Annotated in this window: 21 protein-coding genes and 1 pseudogene; 16 read left to right on the forward strand and 6 right to left on the reverse strand. The window is 56.5% G+C overall.

All coding sequences use genetic code 11. The features are described 5' to 3' along the window. Positions 1 to 93: 93 nt before the first annotated feature. Together ACMWKA_RS02620 and mdtH are read right to left on the reverse strand one after the other, a co-directional pair. Positions 94 to 654 carry a lipoprotein gene (locus tag ACMWKA_RS02620; protein WP_013097149.1) on the reverse strand — a complete coding sequence of 187 codons (561 nt, stop codon included), beginning with the start codon at positions 652 to 654 and terminating at the stop codon, positions 94 to 96. A gap of 121 nt (positions 655 to 775) precedes the next feature. Then, positions 776 to 1,983 (reverse strand): annotated as a pseudogene (gene mdtH, locus ACMWKA_RS02625) (multidrug efflux MFS transporter MdtH). A 236-nt stretch (positions 1,984 to 2,219) separates the two neighbouring features. Here mdtH and rimJ point away from each other — a divergent pair. The 4 genes from rimJ (at position 2,220) to murJ (ending at position 6,055) form a co-directional block, all read left to right on the forward strand. Then, a complete protein-coding gene (gene rimJ, locus ACMWKA_RS02630) occupies positions 2,220 to 2,804 on the forward strand; it encodes a ribosomal protein S5-alanine N-acetyltransferase (RefSeq protein WP_013097146.1) in 585 nt (194 codons plus the stop codon). 9 nt (positions 2,805 to 2,813) lie between these two features. Beyond that, positions 2,814 to 3,464 carry a YceH family protein gene (locus ACMWKA_RS02635; protein ID WP_062934261.1) on the forward strand — a complete coding sequence of 217 codons (651 nt, stop codon included), beginning with the start codon at positions 2,814 to 2,816 and terminating at the stop codon, positions 3,462 to 3,464. 2 nt (positions 3,465 to 3,466) lie between these two features. Next, entirely contained in the window at positions 3,467 to 4,390 is a 924-nt protein-coding gene (locus ACMWKA_RS02640) for a Gfo/Idh/MocA family protein (protein ID WP_248067593.1), read from the forward strand. 129 nt (positions 4,391 to 4,519) lie between these two features. Further along, positions 4,520 to 6,055 (forward strand): murein biosynthesis integral membrane protein MurJ, encoded by a 1,536-nt coding sequence (murJ, locus tag ACMWKA_RS02645; protein WP_023620179.1) that lies wholly within the window; start codon positions 4,520 to 4,522, stop codon positions 6,053 to 6,055. 59 nt (positions 6,056 to 6,114) lie between these two features. Here murJ and flgN read toward each other — a convergent pair whose 3' ends face one another. The 3 genes from flgN to flgA form a co-directional block, all read right to left on the reverse strand. Next, complete coding sequence (gene flgN / locus ACMWKA_RS02650) at positions 6,115 to 6,540, reverse strand: flagella biosynthesis chaperone FlgN (protein ID WP_028027944.1); 426 nt, start codon at positions 6,538 to 6,540, stop codon at positions 6,115 to 6,117. Between the two features lie 4 nt (positions 6,541 to 6,544). Further along, positions 6,545 to 6,838: a flagellar biosynthesis anti-sigma factor FlgM gene (gene flgM, locus ACMWKA_RS02655; RefSeq protein WP_013097141.1), complete on the reverse strand. Its 294-nt coding sequence runs from the start codon at positions 6,836 to 6,838 to the stop codon at positions 6,545 to 6,547. A gap of 93 nt (positions 6,839 to 6,931) precedes the next feature. Continuing rightward, positions 6,932 to 7,588 carry a flagellar basal body P-ring formation chaperone FlgA gene (gene flgA / locus ACMWKA_RS02660; RefSeq protein WP_013097140.1) on the reverse strand — a complete coding sequence of 219 codons (657 nt, stop codon included), beginning with the start codon at positions 7,586 to 7,588 and terminating at the stop codon, positions 6,932 to 6,934. Between the two features lie 157 nt (positions 7,589 to 7,745). Here flgA and flgB point away from each other — a divergent pair, with 157 nt between their 5' ends. From flgB to flgL, 11 genes are all read left to right on the forward strand, one after another. Further along, complete coding sequence (gene flgB, locus ACMWKA_RS02665; RefSeq protein WP_013097139.1) at positions 7,746 to 8,165, forward strand: flagellar basal body rod protein FlgB; 420 nt, start codon at positions 7,746 to 7,748, stop codon at positions 8,163 to 8,165. Then, entirely contained in the window at positions 8,166 to 8,570 is a 405-nt protein-coding gene (flgC, locus tag ACMWKA_RS02670) for a flagellar basal body rod protein FlgC (protein WP_013097138.1), read from the forward strand. Between the two features lie 11 nt (positions 8,571 to 8,581). Continuing rightward, complete coding sequence (flgD, locus tag ACMWKA_RS02675; protein ID WP_013097137.1) at positions 8,582 to 9,292, forward strand: flagellar hook assembly protein FlgD; 711 nt, start codon at positions 8,582 to 8,584, stop codon at positions 9,290 to 9,292. Positions 9,293 to 9,318: 26 nt separating this feature from the next. After that, a complete protein-coding gene (gene flgE / locus ACMWKA_RS02680) occupies positions 9,319 to 10,527 on the forward strand; it encodes a flagellar hook protein FlgE (RefSeq protein ID WP_013097136.1) in 1,209 nt (402 codons plus the stop codon). Positions 10,528 to 10,547: 20 nt separating this feature from the next. Further along, a complete protein-coding gene (locus ACMWKA_RS02685; RefSeq protein WP_414759969.1) occupies positions 10,548 to 11,303 on the forward strand; it encodes a flagellar basal body rod protein FlgF in 756 nt (251 codons plus the stop codon). An 11-nt stretch (positions 11,304 to 11,314) separates the two neighbouring features. After that, positions 11,315 to 12,097, forward strand: coding sequence for a flagellar basal-body rod protein FlgG (gene flgG, locus ACMWKA_RS02690; protein WP_008500810.1), 783 nt, complete (start codon positions 11,315 to 11,317; stop codon positions 12,095 to 12,097). A gap of 57 nt (positions 12,098 to 12,154) precedes the next feature. After that, entirely contained in the window at positions 12,155 to 12,853 is a 699-nt protein-coding gene (flgH, locus tag ACMWKA_RS02695; RefSeq protein WP_003857987.1) for a flagellar basal body L-ring protein FlgH, read from the forward strand. Positions 12,854 to 12,865: 12 nt separating this feature from the next. Beyond that, positions 12,866 to 13,963, forward strand: coding sequence for a flagellar basal body P-ring protein FlgI (locus tag ACMWKA_RS02700; protein ID WP_013097134.1), 1,098 nt, complete (start codon positions 12,866 to 12,868; stop codon positions 13,961 to 13,963). After that, the gene (gene flgJ, locus ACMWKA_RS02705) at positions 13,963 to 14,916 is read left to right on the forward strand and encodes a flagellar assembly peptidoglycan hydrolase FlgJ (protein ID WP_020689612.1); all 954 of its coding nucleotides are present in this window, start codon (positions 13,963 to 13,965) and stop codon (positions 14,914 to 14,916) included. Before ACMWKA_RS02700 ends, flgJ begins: the two co-directional genes overlap by 1 nt. A gap of 75 nt (positions 14,917 to 14,991) precedes the next feature. After that, complete coding sequence (flgK, locus tag ACMWKA_RS02710; RefSeq protein WP_062934265.1) at positions 14,992 to 16,629, forward strand: flagellar hook-associated protein FlgK; 1,638 nt, start codon at positions 14,992 to 14,994, stop codon at positions 16,627 to 16,629. A gap of 14 nt (positions 16,630 to 16,643) precedes the next feature. Beyond that, on the forward strand, positions 16,644 to 17,597 hold the full coding sequence (gene flgL, locus ACMWKA_RS02715; protein WP_414759970.1) for a flagellar hook-associated protein FlgL: 954 nt from the start codon (positions 16,644 to 16,646) through the stop codon (positions 17,595 to 17,597). 76 nt (positions 17,598 to 17,673) lie between these two features. Here flgL and ACMWKA_RS02720 read toward each other — a convergent pair whose 3' ends face one another. Beyond that, positions 17,674 to 18,888 (reverse strand): MFS transporter, encoded by a 1,215-nt coding sequence (locus ACMWKA_RS02720; RefSeq protein ID WP_108453567.1) that lies wholly within the window; start codon positions 18,886 to 18,888, stop codon positions 17,674 to 17,676. Positions 18,889 to 18,997: 109 nt separating this feature from the next. Here ACMWKA_RS02720 and ACMWKA_RS02725 point away from each other — a divergent pair, with 109 nt between their 5' ends. Then, the gene (locus ACMWKA_RS02725) at positions 18,998 to 19,936 is read left to right on the forward strand and encodes a LysR family transcriptional regulator (RefSeq protein WP_262817477.1); all 939 of its coding nucleotides are present in this window, start codon (positions 18,998 to 19,000) and stop codon (positions 19,934 to 19,936) included. Positions 19,937 to 19,971 lie beyond the last annotated feature (35 nt).

Here is a 19,971-nt window from a genome sequence, read left to right on the forward strand (position 1 = left end):
ATGGCTGTTTTTGCCGGACACAAATCATAAGCGGAAACGTTTTCGTTTGCACACTTTTCCGTAAAAAAAAGGGCGCTTTTGCGCCCCTTCAGGTTAATCGGTGAATGGAATAACGATCTCTCCCGGTTTCACCTCAATGCCTTTGGCATATTTTTTCGCCAGTGCCTCACCCTTGCTCTTGTCTTCACTTAAGACATAGGCCGGCTGCTGGTTAAAGTAGTTGCGCAGGGACTGGTTCAGGTAGGGCATCAGGGTCTGCATCACCGGTTTCATCTTGTCCGGCGTGACGTCCGCATCTACCACTTCCATCTCCTGCAGGAAAATGGCCCCTTTCTCTTTGTTAAAGACCGGCAGCGCCTTGAGCTTCAGCTTAATGTTGGCTTTCTGGTTACCGAAGAGAGAGGTCATATCGAGATTGGCATCCCCGGCGAGAGTGACTTTATTCGGCTCTTCGCGCCCAATCTGGCTGGTGAGGTTGCTGAGGACGATATGCGCATCGGCAAGCCCCGGCACACCAATGTCTTTTGAAAAGTTATTATGTTTTTCCAGCGCCTGATTAATTTCCTGCTCACTGACGGTGTATTGCGTAAGCTGGTTACAACCTACCAGCAGGCCGCTGACAATGAATGCGGCGGCAATGACAATTTTTTTCATAGTGTTCCTCAACGAAAAATCGGCGCTACTGTCCTGTTACGCCAGTATGTCAGGGTGAAATAGCGGAAACCAGCAGAAAAAACTGATAATGGCGGCGGGAGAGGCCCCGCCGCAGGGAATATTATGCCCCAGGTTCGAGCATGCCGCTCGCGCTGCGCTTCTGGCTGAATTGCCACCACAGCGCAAGGAGCGTCATAAAGCCGACCACGCCGAGCATGACCCAGGGCAGTTCCGGCTGGCTTAGGGCTTTTCCGGCATCGAACAGCCAGCCGCCGCCGGCGTAACCCAATGCACCGCCAAAGGCCAGCCCCAGGCGGCTGAACCCCATATAGCTGCCGCGAGCGCGCGCGTCGGCAAGCGAGGCGCTCAGCGTTTCACGAGCCGGTTCGGCAATAATGGAGCCGATATAGAAGGTGCAAATCAGCGTAAACAGTTGCTGGAGCGAGTTCACCAGCCCGATGGGCATCATACTGAGCGTCATCAATAACAGCCCGGCCATCAGGCGATGCTCCAGGCGAAAACGCCGTTCGCTCCAGCGGGCGATCGGGTAGAGCAGGGTCAGAGAGAGGCAGGCTTCTATGGCGTACATCCATTTTACGGCGGCCGGGGTGCCCGCAATGTCGTTTACCATGATCGGCAGCATCAGCATGACCTGAACGGCCAGCATGTAATACCCCGTAAGGGTCAGCACGTACGTAACAAAGCGTTTGTCTCGCAGCACGCGGCCAAGACCTTCGCGTACCGGGGCTTTGACCGTTGACAGTTTCCATGCCGGCAGAAACAGGGCATTAAAGAGCGCACACAGAATAAAGAGCAGCGCACCCGCCGCGCAGACCAGACGAAAGTCGTACTGCAACAGCCAGCTTCCCAGCAGGGCGCAATCACCGCCCCGGCACTGTCCTGCATCATCAGAATTGAGAAGAAGCGTCCCCGGTGATGCGGACGAATGAGTTTAACCACCAGCGCGGTGCGCGGCGGGTCAAACAGGGTGCCACCGATACCGGAGAGGAAGCAGGAAAACCACAGCAGCCACGGTTCCTGGGCAATTGCCATGGTGGCGAAGCCTGCCGCGCGTAGCAGCATGCCCGTCACGATCATCGGTTTGGCACCAAAGCGGTCGGCGATGGCGCCACCAAACACGCCCAGACCCTGCTGGACAAACTGGCGTAACCCGAGCGCGATACCGACCATCAGTGCCGCCCAGCCCATTTGATCGACAAAGCGGATCGAGATGAGGGGAAACACAACAAAAAAGCCGAGCACGACCAGCATGTTATCGACTAGCAGGAAATATTTACCCAGGCTCCTGGCCTGTGATACGCGGGACATTTTCCCTCCAGGGAAAACAGGATGGTGAGCACGCTAACATTCTGCGGTGTCGCCACGTTTTTTCCCACCCCCGCGCGTGACAATATTTTTTTATCAAAAGAGCGCTTTGATAGAGAGTTCTCATCGAAAAATGTGAAAAGAGGTCAAAATGGTATGTCACTGTTTTCACAGACGGCACAGGCGCAGGTATAGTAAAGCTAATGGGTAAGCAGAAGTGACGGGAAGGAGTGGTATCGATGTTTGGCTATCGCAGTAATGTGCCAAAAGTGCGTCTGACAACGGACAGGCTGGTTGTTCGTCTGGTGCACGAGCGTGATGCCTGGCGTCTGGCGGATTATTACGCCGAGAATCGCCAGTTTTTAAAACCCTGGGAACCCGTTCGGGATGAGAGCCACTGCTACCCTTCCGGCTGGCAGGCGCGCCTCAGCATGATTGCAGAATTCCACAAGCAGGGAAGCGCGTTCTATTTCGCGCTGCTGGATCCGGAGGAAAAAGAGATCATCGGTATTGCCAACTTTTCCAACGTGGTGCGCGGATCGTTTCACGCCTGCTACCTCGGCTACTCCATCGGCCAGAAATGGCAAGGGCAGGGGCTGATGTATGAGGCGCTAACGGTGGCGATCCGTTATATGCAGCGCACGCAACATATCCATCGCATTATGGCGAACTACATGCCACACAATCAGCGCAGCGGTAATTTGCTCGCGCGGTTGGGGTTTGAGAAAGAGGGGTACGCCAAAGATTATCTGCTGATAGACGGAGAGTGGCGCGACCACGTACTGACAGCATTAACCACCCGGGACTGGACGGCAGGCCGCTAAGGAGAAGAGATGAAATATCAGTTAAGCGCAACAGAAGCGCGTGTGATTGGCTGCCTGCTGGAAAAACAGGTCACCACGCCGGAACAGTATCCGCTCTCCGTCAATGCCGTGACGATGGCGTGTAACCAGAAAACCAACCGTGAGCCGGTGATGAATCTCGGCGAACATGAGGTGCAGGATATTCTCGATGAGCTGGTTAAACGCCATTACCTGCGCACGGTCAGCGGTTTCGGTAACCGCGTGACCAAGTACGAGCAGCGGTTTTGCAATTCTGAGTTCGGCGATCTGAAGCTGAGTGCCGCCGAGGTGGCGGTGATCACCACGCTGTTACTGCGCGGCGCGCAAACACCCGGTGAATTGCGCACCCGGGCCTCCCGCATGCATGAGTTCGCCGATATGCAGGAGGTTGAGCAGACCCTGGATGGGCTTGCCACCCGCGAGGATGGCCCTTACGTGGTACGTCTGGCGCGTGAGCCGGGGAAACGTGAAAGCCGCTATATGCACCTGTTTAGCGGTGAGGTTGATACGTCAACGGTGTTGGCAGATTCGGTTGCCCCCGCCGCCCATGACAGCCTCGCAGCACGCGTAGAGGCGCTGGAGGAAGAGGTGGCCGGGCTGAAACAACGCCTGGATGCATTGCTGGCACATTTAGGAGACTGACGGTGAAAAAATTACGCGTTGGCGTGGTAGGGCTGGGCGGTATTGCGCAAAAGGCCTGGCTGCCTGTTCTGGGGGCCGCGACGGACTGGACGCTGCAAGGGGCGTGGTCACCTACCCGCGAGAAGGCTGAGCGGATCTGCGAAACCTGGCGCATGCCGTATGCGGCATCGCTTCAGGATCTGGCGCGCGACTGCGATGCGGTCTTTGTGCACACCTCTACCGCCACCCATTATCAGGTGATCAGCGAATTACTGAATGCCGGGGTCCACGTTTGTGTGGATAAACCCCTGGCGGAAAACATTCAGGATGCCGAACGGCTGATTGAACTCGCTGCACGCAAAAAACTGACGCTGATGGTGGGCTTCAATCGCCGTTTTGCGCCGCTTTACCAGCAGTTGAAGGCCAGGTCTGGTGGGCTCGCGTCCCTGCGAATGGACAAGCATCGTACCGACAGTGTCGGACCGAACGATCTGCGCTTTACCCTTCTGGATGATTATCTGCACGTAGTAGATACGGCGCTCTGGCTAACCAACGGGCAAGCCCAGCTTAAAAGCGGCACCCTGTTGACCAACGATCAGGGCCAGATGGTTTACGCTGAGCACCATTTTGCTCTTGAGCATCTGCAGGTCACCACCAGCATGCATCGCCGGGCCGGCAGTCAGCGGGAGTCTGTGCAGGCGGTCACGGATGGTGCCCTGTATGACATTACCGACATGCGCGAATGGCGCGAAGAGAAAGGCAGCGGCGTGGTCACGCTACCGGCGCCTGGCTGGCAAAGCACCCTTGAGCAGCGCGGCTTTGACGGATGCGCCCGCCACTTTATCACCTGTGTGCAAAATCAGACGGTTCCGGAAACATCCGGTGAGCAGGCCATCATGGCACAACGCATTGTTGAGCGGCTCTGGCGAGAGGCCATGAGCGAATAATTCTCTGTAACATCTGCCGATAGTAATTCCCTTAAATCCGGGTAGACTAAGCGCCGTTTGTTGGTTTCAATGGGTGGCGCTTTCGCTTACCCGTCCTGGAAATCCGTAGGGTTGTGGGAATTCTCATTAATGAACTTATTAAAATCGCTGGCGGCAGTCAGCTCGATGACCATGTTTTCCCGCGTGCTGGGTTTTGCGCGCGATGCGATTGTGGCAAGAGTATTTGGTGCAGGGATGGCAACGGACGCCTTTTTCGTCGCGTTCAAATTGCCGAATTTATTGCGTCGCATTTTTGCCGAGGGGGCATTTTCCCAGGCATTCGTTCCTATCCTGGCGGAATATAAAAGCAAGCAGGGTGAAGACGCCACGCGCGTGTTTGTCGCTTACGTTTCAGGCCTCCTGACGCTGGCCCTGGCGATCGTAACGGTACTCGGGATGCTGGCTGCGCCCTGGGTGATTATGGTGACGGCACCCGGCTTTGCGGACTCGGCAGATAAATTTGCCCTGACCACTCAACTGCTGCGTATTACCTTTCCTTATATTCTGCTGATCTCCCTGGCCTCGCTGGTGGGGGCAATCCTCAATACCTGGAACCGTTTTTCCGTTCCGGCCTTTGCGCCAACCTTCCTTAACATCAGCATGATTGGCTTTGCGCTGTTCGCCGCACCCCATTTCAACCCGCCGGTGCTGGCGCTGGCCTGGGCGGTGACGGCGGGCGGCGTGTTGCAACTGGCGTATCAGCTGCCGCATCTGAAGAAAATCGGCATGCTGGTTCTGCCGCGAATTAATTTCCGTGACGCCGGTGCGATGCGCGTGATTAAGCAGATGGGGCCTGCCATTCTCGGGGTTTCGGTTAGCCAGATCTCGCTTATCATCAACACTATCTTCGCCTCTTTCCTCAAATCCGGTTCCGTTTCGTGGATGTATTACGCGGACCGTTTGATGGAGTTTCCCTCCGGGGTGTTGGGGGTGGCGCTGGGGACCATTCTCCTGCCGTCGCTGTCGAAAAGTTTTGCCAGCGGAAACCATGACGAATATTGCCGTCTGATGGACTGGGGGCTGCGTCTCTGCTTCCTGCTGGCGCTGCCGAGTGCGGTAGCGCTGGGGATCCTCGCGCAGCCGCTGACCGTTTCCCTGTTCCAGTACGGCAAATTCACCGCTTTTGACGCGTCAATGACGCAGCAGGCGCTGATTGCCTACTCGGTGGGGCTGATGGGGCTGATCGTCGTTAAAGTGCTGGCACCAGGGTTCTACTCGCGCCAGGACATCAAAACGCCGGTGAAAATTGCCATTGTGACGCTGATTATGACTCAGCTGATGAACCTGGCCTTTATTGGCCCGCTGAAGCACGCCGGTCTGGCCTTGTCTATTGGTCTTGCGGCCTGTCTCAACGCCGGGCTGTTGTACTGGCAGTTGCGTAAGCAGGATATCTTCACGCCGCAGCCGGGCTGGAAAAGCTTCTTTGTGCGTCTGATCGTTGCGGTGCTGGTTATGGCAGCGGCGTTGCTTGGCATGCTGCATGTCATGCCGGAATGGTCGCAGGGCACCATGCTTTACCGTCTGATGCGGCTGATGGCCGTTGTGGGTGTTGGGGTTGTGGCCTACTTTGCGACGCTCGCGGTGCTGGGCTTCAAAGTGAAAGAGTTTGCCCGCCGTACCGCATAAACGCCAAAAGGGGAGTTCACCTTAGGGTGCTCCCCGCTGCCTGATTTGTCGCCTGGGCTTCAAATCGAAATCTTTTTCCCGCCCGTGACACGTGCCGTTGATGTTTGACCATCCGCCCCGTACAGCCCGGGCTCTTTATGCGGCTTTAACACCTCAAGTGCTTGCTGATTACGCTCAATCTGGCCTTCCAGCAGCCAGCCGTTGTGCTGATTGAGATGGCGCAGATGCTGGGTTTTTTCTGTAATGGTCTGCCAGCGTTCTACAATATCGTCATTCGCACTGCGCTTAGGATCTTGCTCAGCGCGACGCTGTTGTTCCAGATAATCCAGCGTCGCCAGAAGCGAACTTTTATCTTCCGTAATACGCTGCAACGCGCTGCCGTTGATCTGACCGGAAGAGAGGTGCTGTTGCTCCGCGTCCATGACCGTTTTCAGGTCGTTCAGGACAACCGTCATTTGATCCAGTATTTCTGACAGTCGACTCATACGGTTAGTTACTCTGTAAGAAACTCTGTGCTTCCTGAATCAGGGCGTCAGCAATTTTGCTGGTATCCATCTTCAGCTCACCATTACGAATAGCCGTTTTCAGCGCTTCCACGCGTTCCATATTGATATCGCTGCTGCCTGGCTGCATCAGTTTTGCCTGAGCATCGCTCAGGGTGACGCTGGTGCTGTTGGACGTTGACGGTTTTTCCACACGCGTTTTCTGCGGCGTGGCGTCATTCGTTTCGCGAGGCTGTACAGCGCTTACCGGCTTCAGGGCTGATGTACGATCAATGCTCATAGTGTTGTCCTCATCGAGGGTTCGCGGCGTTGGCGCCTGACATCATCATTAGTTGATTATTTATCGGCAGTCGCAGCGATTTCTTTAAAAAGATTATAGGTTAATCAGAATATTCCCATCAGAATCGACGGTTCCGCTAACCACCTGGCCTGAGGACATCCTGACGCGGGCATTTTGCGCCACCGCGGCATTGTTTAATGCCTTCCCTTCACTGTTTATCTGAAAACCATCGCCGTTGGCCACCACCATCACCTGCTGACCCGCTTTAACCCGCCATGCCTGACGCAGCATGGAGAGCTGTATCGGCTGGCCTGGCGCGACATCACGCAGGCTGACGGCATCTTGTGCCTGGTTAATGTCAAGCATGGTGCGCGGCGGAAGCTGATCCAGACGACCGCGTTTCAGAGTCACGCTGCTGGCGTGCAACATGCTGCCGCGAGCAATGGGAACGGCGGCCACAACATAATTGCCCGTCGCCTGTACCGCAACCTGTAAATAGCGTTTTTCACCCGGACAGCGCGCCAGCACGTTCACGTTCCCCCACAGTTTTGTGGTGCCCGTTACGCTGAACGACGGCTGCTCACAGGAGGGATAGAGATTAGGTGGCGTGCGCACGGTGACGTTGACTTCATCGCTAAAGCCCGCCAGTTGCTGAGCAAAGAAAGCCGTCAGTTGATCCTGTACTTCAGCCTGTACCAGGGGGCTGAAAAGCAGGGCCGTAGCCACCAGGCCGCGTTTTAACGTTTGCATCGCACATTCCACCGTTACCCGAATTGAGAGGATTCTACCTGCAGTGGTTTTGCATCAACGGAATAAATAGCGACGCATTTTGCGCTTATTCCGTCGATAGGGGTGACGGGGTGAGATTTAAGCTGTGAACTGAAATTTTGCCATCAGCGGAGGAGACATGCTCGATAAACTCGACGCCGCGTTACGTTTTCAGCAGGAAGCGCTCAATTTACGCGCCCAGCGGCAGGAGATTTTAGCCGCCAATATTGCCAACGCCGATACGCCAGGGTATCAGGCGCGCGATATTGATTTTTCCAGTGAGCTTAAAAAAGTGATGGAGCGTGGACGTGCAGAAGGGAGCGGTGTCGCGCTCGCTCTGACCTCCTCACGCCATATTCCTGCTCAGGCGATGACGGCGCCCACGACCGATTTACTTTATCGCATTCCCGACCAGCCTTCACTCGACGGTAACACCGTGGATATGGACCGGGAGCGTACGCAGTTTGCCGATAACAGCCTGAAATACCAGATGGGCCTGACCGTACTCGGCGGACAGATCAAAGGCATGATGAACGTCCTGCAGGGGGGCAACGGATAAATGGCCTTGCTGAATATTTTCGATATCGCCGGCTCGGCGTTAACCGCGCAGTCCAAGCGCCTGAACGTGGCTGCCAGTAACCTGGCGAACGCCGACAGCGTGACCGGACCTGACGGACAGCCTTATCGTGCAAAGCAGGTGGTGTTCCAGGTGGATGCTGCACCAGGCGCGGCGACGGGCGGGGTGAAAGTCTCTGACGTGGTGGAAAGCCAGGCACCGGACAAACTGGTGTATGAGCCCGGCAACCCGCTGGCGGATGCGAACGGCTACGTGAAAATGCCAAACGTGGATGTGGTGGGGGAGATGGTGAACTCCATGTCCGCCTCACGTAGCTACCAGGCAAACGTCGAAGTGCTTAATACCGTGAAGAGCATGATGCTCAAAACCCTCACTCTCGGCCAGTAAAGGAGACATGCATGTCCATCGCCGTTAATGTGAATGATCCAACGAACTCGGGTGTCAGTGGCGCCAAAAGTTCGACGGGTTCCAGCTCCCTGACGGGAAGTAACGCCTCCGATCTGCAAAGCAGCTTTCTGACGCTGCTGGTGGCACAGCTGAAGAACCAGGATCCCACCAACCCCATGCAGAACAACGAACTGACCACGCAGCTTGCGCAGATCAGTACCGTCAGCGGCATTGAGAAACTCAATACCACCCTCGGCTCTGTTTCCGGGCAAATTGATAACAGCCAGTCCCTGCAGGCTGCGAGCCTGATTGGTCACGGGGTGATGATCCCGGGCACCACGATCCTGGCGGGCACCAGCACCACCGAAGGCAATACGACCACCACCACCACGCCGTTTGGCGTTGAGCTGCAGCAGGCGGCCGACAAAGTCACCGCGACGATCACCGACGCTACCGGCGCCGTGGTTCGCACGATTGATATCGGCGAACTGAAGGCGGGCGTTCATACCTTTACCTGGGATGGCAGCCTGGCCGACGGCACCAAAGCGCCAAACGGTTCTTACAAAGTGGCAATCAGTGCCAGCAATGGCTCTACCCAGCTGGTGGCTCAGCCGCTGCAGTTTGCGCTGGTCCAGGGCGTCATTAAAGGTAGCGATGGCAACAAACTGGATTTGGGTACTTCTGGTACCACCACACTCGACGAAGTTCGGCAGATTATCTAAGCCTTAACACTTATCAGGAGTAAGTCATGGCCTTTTCTCAAGCGGTCAGCGGCCTGAATGCTGCGGCCACCAACCTGGACGTCATTGGCAACAACATCGCCAACTCCGCGACCTATGGTTTTAAATCCGGTTCTGCTTCATTTGCAGATATGTTTGCCGGTTCCAAAGTGGGTCTGGGCGTAAAAGTTGCAGGCATTACCCAGGACTTTACCGACGGCACCACCACCAATACCGGTCGTGGCCTGGACGTTGCCATCAGCCAGAACGGTTTCTTCCGTATGGTCGATGCTAACGGCTCGGTGTTCTACAGCCGTAACGGCCAGTTCAAGCTGGACGAAAACCGTAACCTGGTGAACATGCAGGGGATGCAATTAACCGGTTATCCGGTTGCCGGGACGCCATCAACGGTTCAGACCGGTGCGAACCCACAGCCTATTAATATCCCGACCACGCTGATGGCCGCGAAGGCCACCACCACGGCTTCCCAGCAGATTAACCTCAACTCCACCGATACCGCACCGACCACCGCCTTTGATCCGGCCAACCCGGATACCTACAACAAAAAAGGTACGGTCACCGTCTTTGACAGCCAGGGTAATGCGCACAACATGAACCTGTTTTACGTTAAAGATGCGACCCCGGCTAACTCCTGGAAAGTGTATGCCCAGGACGGTAGCGTGGCAGGCAGCACGGCCTCTCTCGCCACGACGCTGACCTTCAACAACAACGGTACGCTGATCGGCGGTGGCAACATCAACCTGACTACCGCGACCATTCCTGGTGCCACGCCTGCGACCTTCGCCATGAGTTTTGCGAACTCCATGCAGCAGAACACCGGTGCGAACAACATCGTTGGAACCAGCCAGAATGGTTTTAAACCGGGCGACCTGGTGAGCTACCAGATCAACGACGACGGCACCGTGGTCGGTAACTACTCCAACGAACAGACCCAGGTTCTGGGCCAGATCGTGCTGGCAAACTTCGCCAACAACGAAGGTCTGAAGTCTGAAGGTGACAACGTCTGGTCTGCCACGCAGTCCTCCGGCGTCGCGCTGCTGGGTACCGCGGGTTCCGGTAACTTCGGTACGCTGACCAACGGTGCGCTGGAAGCCTCTAACGTCGACCTGAGTAAAGAGCTGGTGAACATGATTGTCGCGCAACGTAACTATCAGTCGAACGCGCAGACCATCAAGACCCAGGATCAGATCCTCAACACGCTGGTTAACCTGCGTTAAGCGGCTAACAGGAAAGCGCAATGGATCACGCAATATATACCGCGATGGGCGCGGCAAGTCAGACGCTCATTCAGCAGGCCGTTACCGCCAGCAACCTGGCGAACGCCTCTACGCCGGGGTTCCGCGCACAGCTCAATGCGCTGCGTGCGGTGCCGGTAGAAGGGTTGTCCCTGCCGACGCGTACGCTGGTGACCGCCTCCACGCCGGGTGCAGACATGACGCCAGGGCAGATGGATTACACCGCCCGTCCGCTGGACGTTGCTCTGCAGCAGGACGGCTGGCTGGCCGTGCAAACGGCAGACGGCGGCGAAGGCTATACCCGCAACGGTAATATCCAGGTCAGTGCCACAGGCCAGTTGACGATTCAGGGGCACCCGGTAATGGGTGAAGCGGGTCCGTTGACGGTGCCGGAAGGCTCAGAGCTGACCATCGCCGCAGACGGTACCATCTCTGCGTTGAACCCGGGCGACCCGGCCAATACCGTTGCGCCCGTCGGGCGTCTGAAGCTGGTCAAAGCGGATGGCAAAGAGGTGCAGCGTGGTGATGACGGTATGTTCCGTCTGACCCAGGCGGCTCAGGCCACCCGTGGCGCCACGCTTCAGGCCGACCCGACCATTCGCGTGATGTCCGGTGTTCTGGAAGGCAGCAACGTCAAGCCGGTCGAAGCCATGACCGACATGATCGCCAGCGCCCGTCGTTTTGAAATGCAGATGAAGATTATCAGCAGCGTTGATGAAAACGCGGGCAAAGCTAACCAACTTCTGGCTATGAGTTAACAGGACTCCCTATGATCAGTTCTTTATGGATCGCGAAAACTGGCCTGGACGCGCAGCAAACCAATATGGATGTGATTGCCAACAACCTGGCAAACGTCAGCACCAATGGTTTCAAGCGTCAGCGTGCCGTTTTCGAAGATTTGCTTTACCAAACCATTCGTCAGCCGGGTGCGCAGTCCTCTGAGCAAACCACGCTGCCGTCAGGTTTGCAGATCGGTACCGGTGTTCGTCCGGTCGCCACCGAGCGTCTGCACAGCCAGGGCAACCTGTCTCAGACCAACAACAGCAAAGACGTCGCCATTAAAGGCCAGGGTTTCTTCCAGGTGCAGTTGCCTGACGGGACCTCTGCCTATACCCGTGACGGCTCGTTCCAGGTCGATCAGAACGGCCAGCTGGTCACGGCCGGTGGTTTCCAGGTTCAGCCTGCTATCACGATCCCGGCGAATGCCCTGAGCATCACCATCGGGCGTGACGGCGTGGTGAGCGTCACCCAGCAGGGACAGGCCGCGCCTGTTCAGGTGGGGCAGCTCAACCTGACCACCTTCATGAACGATACCGGTCTGGAAAGCATTGGCGAGAACCTCTACACCGAAACGCAATCCTCCGGTACGCCGAATGAGAGCACCCCGGGCCTGAACGGGGCAGGGCTGCTGTATCAGGGTTATGTGGAAACCTCGAACGTGAACGTGGCGGAAGAGCTGGTGAATATGATCCAGGTCCAGCGCGCGTATGAAATTAACAGTAAAGCAGTGTCGACGACCGACCAGATGCTGCAGAAACTGACGCAACTCTAAGGTGCAGCCCGGTGCGGTGAATGCCGCACCGGCTCCCTGTTTTCGAAGATGAAGGCAATGCAAAAAAACGCGGCGTTTCGTTATCCGATTCTGACTGTTCTGGCCGTCACCCTTAGCGGATGTGCCTGGATCCCGTCTAAACCATTGGTCCAGGGTGCGACGACCGCCCAACCCGTTCCTGGCCCTGCGCCAGTGGTGAACGGCTCCATTTTCCAGACCGCGCAGCCGATCAACTATGGTTATCAGCCGCTGTTTGAAGACCGTCGCCCGCGTAACGTCGGCGATACCCTGACCATTGTGCTGCAGGAGAACGTCAGCGCGAGCAAGAGCTCGTCGGCGAATGCCAGCCGCGATGGCAAAACCAATTTTGGCTTCGATACCGTACCGCGCTATCTGCAGGGACTCTTCGGCAATGCACGTGCGGATGTTGAGGCGTCTGGCGGCAATACCTTTAACGGTAAAGGTGGCGCGAACGCCAGCAATACCTTCAGCGGCACGCTGACGGTAACGGTTGACCAGGTGCTGGTTAACGGCAATTTACATGTGGTGGGTGAAAAACAGATCGCCATTAACCAGGGCACTGAATTCATTCGCTTCTCCGGTGTGGTTAACCCTCGCACCATCAGCGGCACCAACACCGTTCCGTCCACCCAGGTGGCGGATGCGCGCATTGAGTACGTCGGTAACGGCTATATCAACGAAGCGCAAAATATGGGCTGGCTGCAGCGCTTCTTCCTTAATTTATCGCCGATGTAAGCGAGGTGACCCATGTTTAAATCGATCTTCGCCGTGGCGCTGATGCTGGTGGCAACATTTGCCCAGGCTGACCGCATTCGCGATCTCACCAGCGTTCAGGGCGTGCGTGAAAACTCCCTCATTGGCTATGGTCTGGTGGTTGGCCTGGATGGCACGGGTGACCAGACCACCCAGACGCCATTCACCACCCAGAGCTTGAACAACATGCTGTCCCAGCTCGGTATCACCGTACCGGCGGGCACCAACATGCAGTTGAAAAACGTGGCGGCGGTCATGGTAACCGCTTCCTACCCGGCGTTTGCGCGTCAGGGGCAGACCATCGATGTGGTGGTTTCCTCCATGGGTAACGCCAAAAGCCTGCGCGGCGGTACGCTGCTGATGACTCCGCTGAAAGGGGTGGATAGCCAGGTTTATGCCCTGGCGCAGGGTAACATTCTGGTGGGCGGCGCGGGGGCCTCTGCAGGCGGCAGCAGCGTGCAGGTCAACCAGCTGAACGGCGGGCGTATCACTAACGGTGCAATCATTGAGCGTGAACTGCCGACCCAGTTCGGCGCGGGGAATACCATCAACCTGCAGCTGAACAACGAAGATTTCACCATGGCGCAGCAGATCGCCGACACCATCAACCGCAGCCGCGGCTATGGCAGTGCGACGGCGCTGGACGCCCGTACCGTGCAGATCCGCACCTCAACGGGCGGCAGCAACCAGGTGCGCATGCTGGCCGATATCCAGAACATGGAAGTGAACGTCCCTGTTCAGGATGCCAAAGTGATCATCAACTCCCGTACCGGTTCGGTGGTGATGAACCGTGAAGTGTCGCTGGACAGTTGCGCCGTGGCGCAGGGTAACCTCTCGGTAACGGTCAACCGCTCCGCCAACGTCAGCCAGCCGGATACCCCGTTTGGTGGTGGGCAGACGGTGGTAACGCCGCAAACCCAGATCGATTTGCGTCAGAGCGGGGGCTCGCTGCAGAGCGTACGCTCCAGTGCCAACCTCAACAGCGTGGTGCGTGCCCTGAATGCCCTGGGGGCAACGCCGATGGATCTGATGTCTATTCTGCAATCCATGCAAAGTGCGGGCTGTCTGCGCGCCAAACTGGAAATCATCTGATGCTGACCGATAGCAAACTGTTGACCAGCGCGGCCTGGGATGCCCAGTCGCTTAACGAACTGAAAACCCAGGCAGGCAAAGACCCGGCGGCGAATATCCGCCCGGTCGCCCGCCAGGTGGAGGGGATGTTTGTACAGATGATGCTGAAGAGCATGCGTGAAACTCTGCCTAAAGACGGCATGTTCAGCAGTGATTCAACGCGCCTGTATACCAGCATGTATGACCAACAGATTGCGCAGCAGATGACCGCCGGTAAAGGGCTCGGTCTGGCTGACATGATAGTCAAACAGACCGAAGCCGCGCAGGGGATCCAGCCGAAGGATGAGCCGCAGCAGGTGCCGATGAAGTTCGACCTGCAAACGGTGACCAGCTATCAGAACCAGGCGCTGACGCAAATGGTGCGTAAAGCGATACCGAAGGCGACGGTGAGCAGCGATGAGCCGCTCTCCGGCGACAGCAAAGACTTCCTGGCACAGCTTTCGCTGCCGGCCCGTCTTGCCAGTGAACAGAGTGGGGTACCACATCACCTGATTCTGGCGCAGGCCGCGCTGGAATCGGGCTGGGGTCAGCGCCAGATCCGTAAGGAAAACGGCGAGCCGAGCTTCAACATCTTTGGCGTGAAGGCGAATGCCAGCTGGAAGGGGCCGACAACCGAGATCACTACCACCGAATATGAAAACGGTGCGGCGGTGAAGATCAAAGCAAAATTCCGCGTTTACAGCTCTTATCTGGAAGCGTTGTCCGATTATGTGGGCCTGTTGAGCCGCAACCCGCGTTATGCCGCCGTTACGCAGGCGGCTACGCCTGAGCAGGGCGCGCAGGCCCTGCAAAATGCAGGCTATGCCACCGATCCGAACTATGCGCGTAAGCTCACCAGCATGATTCAGCAACTTAAATCGATGGGCGAGAAAGTCAGCAAAGCCTATAGCACAGATATCGAAAATCTGTTCTGAAACTTCTCAAGTCCCGGTGGAGGCTGCCGATAACTTTCATCAGGACTCGTGTCTGAACGAATAAAAGGAACCTCCATGTCCAGTTTGATTAACAGCGCCATGAGTGGCCTCAGTGCTGCTCAGGCGGCACTCAATACCGTCAGTAATAACATTTCAAGCTATAACGTGGCAGGTTACACCCGCCAGACGACCGTGCTGGGTGCGTCTAACAGCACGCTGACCGGCGGTGGCTGGGTGGGCAACGGGGTGTATGTGTCTGGTGTGCAGCGTGAATATGATGCTTTCATCACCAACCAACTGCGCGCCGCGCAAACGCAGAGTAGCGGTCTGACGACGCGCTATCAGCAGATGTCAAAAATTGACGATGTGCTCTCTGATTCCACCAACTCACTTTCGACGACGCTTCAGGATTTCTTTAAAAGCCTGCAAACGCTGGTGAGCAACGCGGAGGACCCGGCCGCAAGACAGACGGTGCTGGGAAAAGCGGATGGTCTGGTCAATCAGTTTAAAACGAACGACCAGTATCTTCGCGATCAGGATTCTCAGGTTAATACCGCCATCGCTTCAAGCGTTGAGCAGATCAACAACTACGCAAAACAGATTGCGAATCTGAACGATCAGATTTCACGTCTTACCGGCGTAGGGGCAGGTTCATCGCCAAATGATCTGCTGGATCAGCGCGATCAGCTGGTGAGTGAGCTGAACCAAATTGTGGGTGTTGAAGTGGCTGTTCAGGACGGTGGCACCTATAACGTCTCCTTTGGCAACGGTTACAGCCTGGTGCAGGGGAGCAAAGCAAACCAGTTAGCTGCGGTGAAATCCAGCGCCGATCCGACCCGGACGACTATCGCCTACAGCGATGAGGTGTCCGGCAACGTCGAAATTCCCGAGAAAATGATCACCACCGGTTCTCTGGGGGGCTTGTTTACGTTCCGCTCAGAAGATCTGGATAAAGCGCGCAACAACCTCAATCAGCTGGCACTGGCCTTTGCGGACGCGATGAATAAGCAGCATGAAGCCGGGTTTGATGCCAATGGCGATGCCGGTGGCAAGCTGTTCGACTTTGGTTCGCCAGCCGTGGTAACCAACAGTCGCAATACCGGTACGGCCGCAATGACGGCCACTGTGGCAGACAGCACCAAAGTGCAGGCAACCGATTATAAGCTGCAGTTTAACGGCACCGACTGGACTATTACCCGTTCGGATAAAACCAGCTTCACCATGGCCCCGGACGCAAGTGGCAATCTCTCCTTTGATGGCCTGAGCGTCAACGTGACCGGTAGCGCGAACGCCAAAGACAGTTTCATCGTCAAGCCTGTTTCTGATGTCATCGTCAATATGGAGCTCAAGTTCAAAGATGAGTCCAAACTGGCTATGGCATCCGCAAGCAACGGCGGAGAGAGCGACAACCGCAATGGCCAAAAACTGCTCGATCTGCAAAACAGTAAGGTTGTTGGCGGCAATAAGACTTTCAACGATGCCTATGCTTCCCTTGTCAGTACGGTCGGCAGCTCAACCGCCGCGCTGAAAACCAGCAGCGAAACGAAAGCGAATGTGGCGACGCAACTGACTAAGCAGCAGCAGTCCATCTCTGGGGTAAACCTCGACGAAGAGTATGGCAACCTGCAGCGCTATCAGCAGTATTACCTTGCCAATGCGCAGGTGTTACAAACTGCCAGCACGCTTTTTGATGCAATTATCAATATTCGCTAAGGCTGAGGTGAAAAATGCGTATTAGCACCCAGATGATGTACGACCAGAACATGCGGGGAATCACCGATTCCCAGAGCAAGTGGCTGAGCTACGGTGAGCAAATGTCCACCGGCAAGCGTGTTAACCGTCCGTCGGACGATCCTATTGCGGCGTCGCAGGCGGTTGTGCTGTCACAATCTCAATCCCAGAATAGCCAGTTTGCCCTGGCGAGAACGTTCGCCACGCAAAAAGTCTCTCTGGAAGATAACGTGCTGAGCCAGGTTAACGCGGCAATTACCAGTGCGAAAGAGAAACTCGTTAACGCAGGAAATGGCACGTTAAGTGATGACGATCGTCTGTCACTGGCGAGTGACTTGCAGGGTATCCGCGATCAGCTGATGAACCTGGCAAACTCAGCGGATGGTAATGGCCGGTATATTTTTGCTGGCTATAAGACCGAAGCGCCACCGTTTGATTCCGTTACCGGTGATTACAACGGCGGAACTCAGGCCATCTCTCAGCAGGTTGATACCGCCCGTAATATGGTGATTAGCCACACTGGTCAGCAGATCTTCGAAAGTATTACCAGTAACGCCAAAGAACTGCCTGGCGGCGGTTATGGCGAGACGAATATGTTCAAGATCCTCGACTCGGCGATTTCCGCGCTCAAGGTTCCTGTTGATAACGACTCTGCGGCGGCGGAAGTGCAGAACAAAGCGATTTCTGACGCACAGATCGGCATCACCAATACCCAGAACAATGTCCTTACCGTCGTGGCGGATGTGGGTACCAAGATGAAAGAACTGGAAAAACTCGATAACCTGGGCGATGACCGTGCGCTGGGGCAGACTCAGCAGATGAGCGATCTGGTGGATGTTGACTGGAACAGTGCCATTTCTTCTTACATTATGCAGCAGGCTGCCTTGCAGGCGTCCTATAAAGCGTTTAGCGATATGCAGGGTATGTCGCTGTTCCAGTTGAACAAATAACATCTTTACCTCTTAGAACATGTCTTGAAACTGGGCATGTTTTGACTGCCCAATCCGTCTGGATTGGGCATTTTTTTTAGGCGATGTCTGCCTGCACGGAGCTGACGCGAGCGCTCTCAATCAGGCGAATGACCAGCGCAATGACGCCGCATACCGTCGCAAGCGCGACCACCCCGGTCCATCCCGCCAGCGTATAGATATTACTGCCCAGCGCAGAGCCCAGTGCCATGCCGATGAAGATTACCGTAAAGAGCAGGGCGTTCAGGCGTCCACGGGCCTGCGGCTCAAGGCTATACACCAGATTCTGATGCGCCACCAGGCTTGACTGCAGACCCAGATCGAACCCGACGGCGGAGAGGGCAATCAGGATGAGCTGTCCATGAAGGCCCAGCGCGGGCATCAGGAACATCAGGGCAAATGAGACGGTCACGAGAAGCGCACCGAGCTGCGTGACTTTTCCGGCACCCAGCTTATCGGCCAGACCTCCCGCCAGCGGGGCGGCTAACGCACCTGCAGCACCTGCAATACCAAATCCCCCCGCGACCGCACTTCCTAAGTGATAACGTTCCAGCAGCATCACTGCCAGCGTGGACCAGAAGGCGCTAAAGGCAATCGACAGAAAACCCTGAGCCAGCGCCGCGCGGCGCAGAGCCGGATAACGACGCCACAGGTGTTCCATAGAACGCAGCAGCGCCGGATAGCTCAGGGTGGAGTGGATGGCAAACCGCGGGAGTACGGCCCACATAACAACGCCGATAAACGCAATGCTTGCGGCAGCCAGCTGGTACATGACGCGCCAGCCAAAAGCCTCACCTACCACGCCGCTGACGGTTCGGGAGAGCAGAATACCCAGCAACAGACCGGTCATCACCGTACCGACGGTTTTCCCCTGTTTGCCTTCCGGTGCAAGGATTGCCGCGGCAGGGACGATATCCTGCGCCATGGTGGCGGCCATGCCAATAAGCAGACTTGCCAGCAGCAGGGAGTGGATTTGTCCGGTCAGGCTACAGCCAAGCAGAAATAGCGCCAGGGCTGCACTTTTTATCAGGATCAGTGTTCTGCGGTCGTGTCGGTCGCCGAGCGGCAGCAGGAACAGGATCCCCAGAGCATATCCCGCCTGGGTAAGCGTCGGAACCATGCCCATTCCTTCGATACTCAGGTGCAGGTCAGCGCCCATCAGCGGCAGCAGAGGCTGAGCATAATAGATGGATGCCACACTGAAGCCCGCACCGAGCGCCAGCATTAAGATGACCCAGCGGCTTACGGCATGGGCGGCGGATGTTGTGTTCATAAGATGTTCCTCATTCATCGTGTGTGGCTATTTTTTATCAGCACGCCTTGCAGCGGTAGCGGGCCCGGTGGTAAAACGCTTATACGTTTAGCGTATAGGCAAAAAGATGATGAAAAGAGTTGAGCGTATAGACAGGGTGGAACTAATGCGGACGTTTGTTCGTATTGTTGAGGCCGGGTCCCTCTCTGCGGCGGCACGGCAGCTGGCAACCACCCAGGCCACGGTGAGCCGACGGTTGCAGTCGCTTGAGACGATGCTCGGTGTGCGCCTGATATTGCGCACTACTCACACGACGCGTCTGACGGATGACGGCGAGCGCTGCTATCAGCACGCCCGTCGGGTGATTGACAGCTGGCTGGCACTGGAAGATGAGGTAGGGCAGACAGAAGACGAACCGGTAGGCGTCCTGCGGGTACGCGCCCCGCACGCGTTTGGTCAGGATCAGCTTCTGAAACCGTTAACCGAATTTCTGCAGCGTTATCCGCAGCTTTCTATTGAGTGGATGCTCAACGACCGGTCGGCTGACTTTCTCGGCGACAACCTTGACTGTGCGATTCGGGTGGGCATGGAGGTTGACCCGGCGACCGTGTCCGTGCTGCTGGCTGAGGTGCCGCGCTCGGTGGTGGCTTCTCCGGCATTGCTGGCCCGTTTTCCGGCGGTTAACACCCCGGAAGATTTGCAGCAGCTTCCCTGGATAGCCATCAGCTCTTTCTACCAGCGCCATGTGGAGCTTTTTCACGATGCCTCGCCAGCCACCGCGCGCGTGGCGATTACTCCCCGCCTCAGTACCGACAGTCTGTATGTCGCACGTAATACGGCTCTCACCGGGCTTGGCGTGGCGGTGGTATCAAGCTGGACAGTGCAGGAGGATATTCGGGAAGGGCGGCTGGTGCATTTACTTCCCGAGTGGCAGCCGGCGGCGTTACCGGTGCATCTGGTTTACCCCTGGTCACGTTACTATCCGGCGCGCTTGCGGCGTTTTCTGGAGTTGATGCGGCAGATCATGCCGGAGGTCACTGGAATGAGAAAGCCGCTACAGCAGCCATAAAAAAGCCGACCCGAAGGTCGGCTTTCACACTTAGG

This window comes from Enterobacter sp. 03-F-07-AD-ECC (assembly GCF_047530935.1).
Lineage (GTDB): Bacteria > Pseudomonadota > Gammaproteobacteria > Enterobacterales > Enterobacteriaceae > Enterobacter > Enterobacter cloacae.

Coding starts and splice junctions, on each gene's coding strand:
- ACMWKA_RS02620 (WP_013097149.1), bottom strand. CDS start 654: ATGAAAAAAATTGTCATTGCCGCCGCATTCATTGTCAGCGGCCTGCTG.
- rimJ (WP_013097146.1), top strand. CDS start 2,220: ATGTTTGGCTATCGCAGTAATGTGCCAAAAGTGCGTCTGACAACGGAC.
- ACMWKA_RS02635 (WP_062934261.1), top strand. CDS start 2,814: ATGAAATATCAGTTAAGCGCAACAGAAGCGCGTGTGATTGGCTGCCTG.
- murJ (WP_023620179.1), top strand. CDS start 4,520: ATGAACTTATTAAAATCGCTGGCGGCAGTCAGCTCGATGACCATGTTT.
- flgN (WP_028027944.1), bottom strand. CDS start 6,540: ATGAGTCGACTGTCAGAAATACTGGATCAAATGACGGTTGTCCTGAAC.
- flgM (WP_013097141.1), bottom strand. CDS start 6,838: ATGAGCATTGATCGTACATCAGCCCTGAAGCCGGTAAGCGCTGTACAG.
- flgA (WP_013097140.1), bottom strand. CDS start 7,588: ATGCAAACGTTAAAACGCGGCCTGGTGGCTACGGCCCTGCTTTTCAGC.
- flgB (WP_013097139.1), top strand. CDS start 7,746: ATGCTCGATAAACTCGACGCCGCGTTACGTTTTCAGCAGGAAGCGCTC.
- flgC (WP_013097138.1), top strand. CDS start 8,166: ATGGCCTTGCTGAATATTTTCGATATCGCCGGCTCGGCGTTAACCGCG.
- flgD (WP_013097137.1), top strand. CDS start 8,582: ATGTCCATCGCCGTTAATGTGAATGATCCAACGAACTCGGGTGTCAGT.
- flgE (WP_013097136.1), top strand. CDS start 9,319: ATGGCCTTTTCTCAAGCGGTCAGCGGCCTGAATGCTGCGGCCACCAAC.
- ACMWKA_RS02685 (WP_414759969.1), top strand. CDS start 10,548: ATGGATCACGCAATATATACCGCGATGGGCGCGGCAAGTCAGACGCTC.
- flgG (WP_008500810.1), top strand. CDS start 11,315: ATGATCAGTTCTTTATGGATCGCGAAAACTGGCCTGGACGCGCAGCAA.
- flgH (WP_003857987.1), top strand. CDS start 12,155: ATGCAAAAAAACGCGGCGTTTCGTTATCCGATTCTGACTGTTCTGGCC.
- ACMWKA_RS02700 (WP_013097134.1), top strand. CDS start 12,866: ATGTTTAAATCGATCTTCGCCGTGGCGCTGATGCTGGTGGCAACATTT.
- flgJ (WP_020689612.1), top strand. CDS start 13,963: ATGCTGACCGATAGCAAACTGTTGACCAGCGCGGCCTGGGATGCCCAG.
- flgK (WP_062934265.1), top strand. CDS start 14,992: ATGTCCAGTTTGATTAACAGCGCCATGAGTGGCCTCAGTGCTGCTCAG.
- flgL (WP_414759970.1), top strand. CDS start 16,644: ATGCGTATTAGCACCCAGATGATGTACGACCAGAACATGCGGGGAATC.
- ACMWKA_RS02720 (WP_108453567.1), bottom strand. CDS start 18,888: ATGAACACAACATCCGCCGCCCATGCCGTAAGCCGCTGGGTCATCTTA.
- ACMWKA_RS02725 (WP_262817477.1), top strand. CDS start 18,998: ATGAAAAGAGTTGAGCGTATAGACAGGGTGGAACTAATGCGGACGTTT.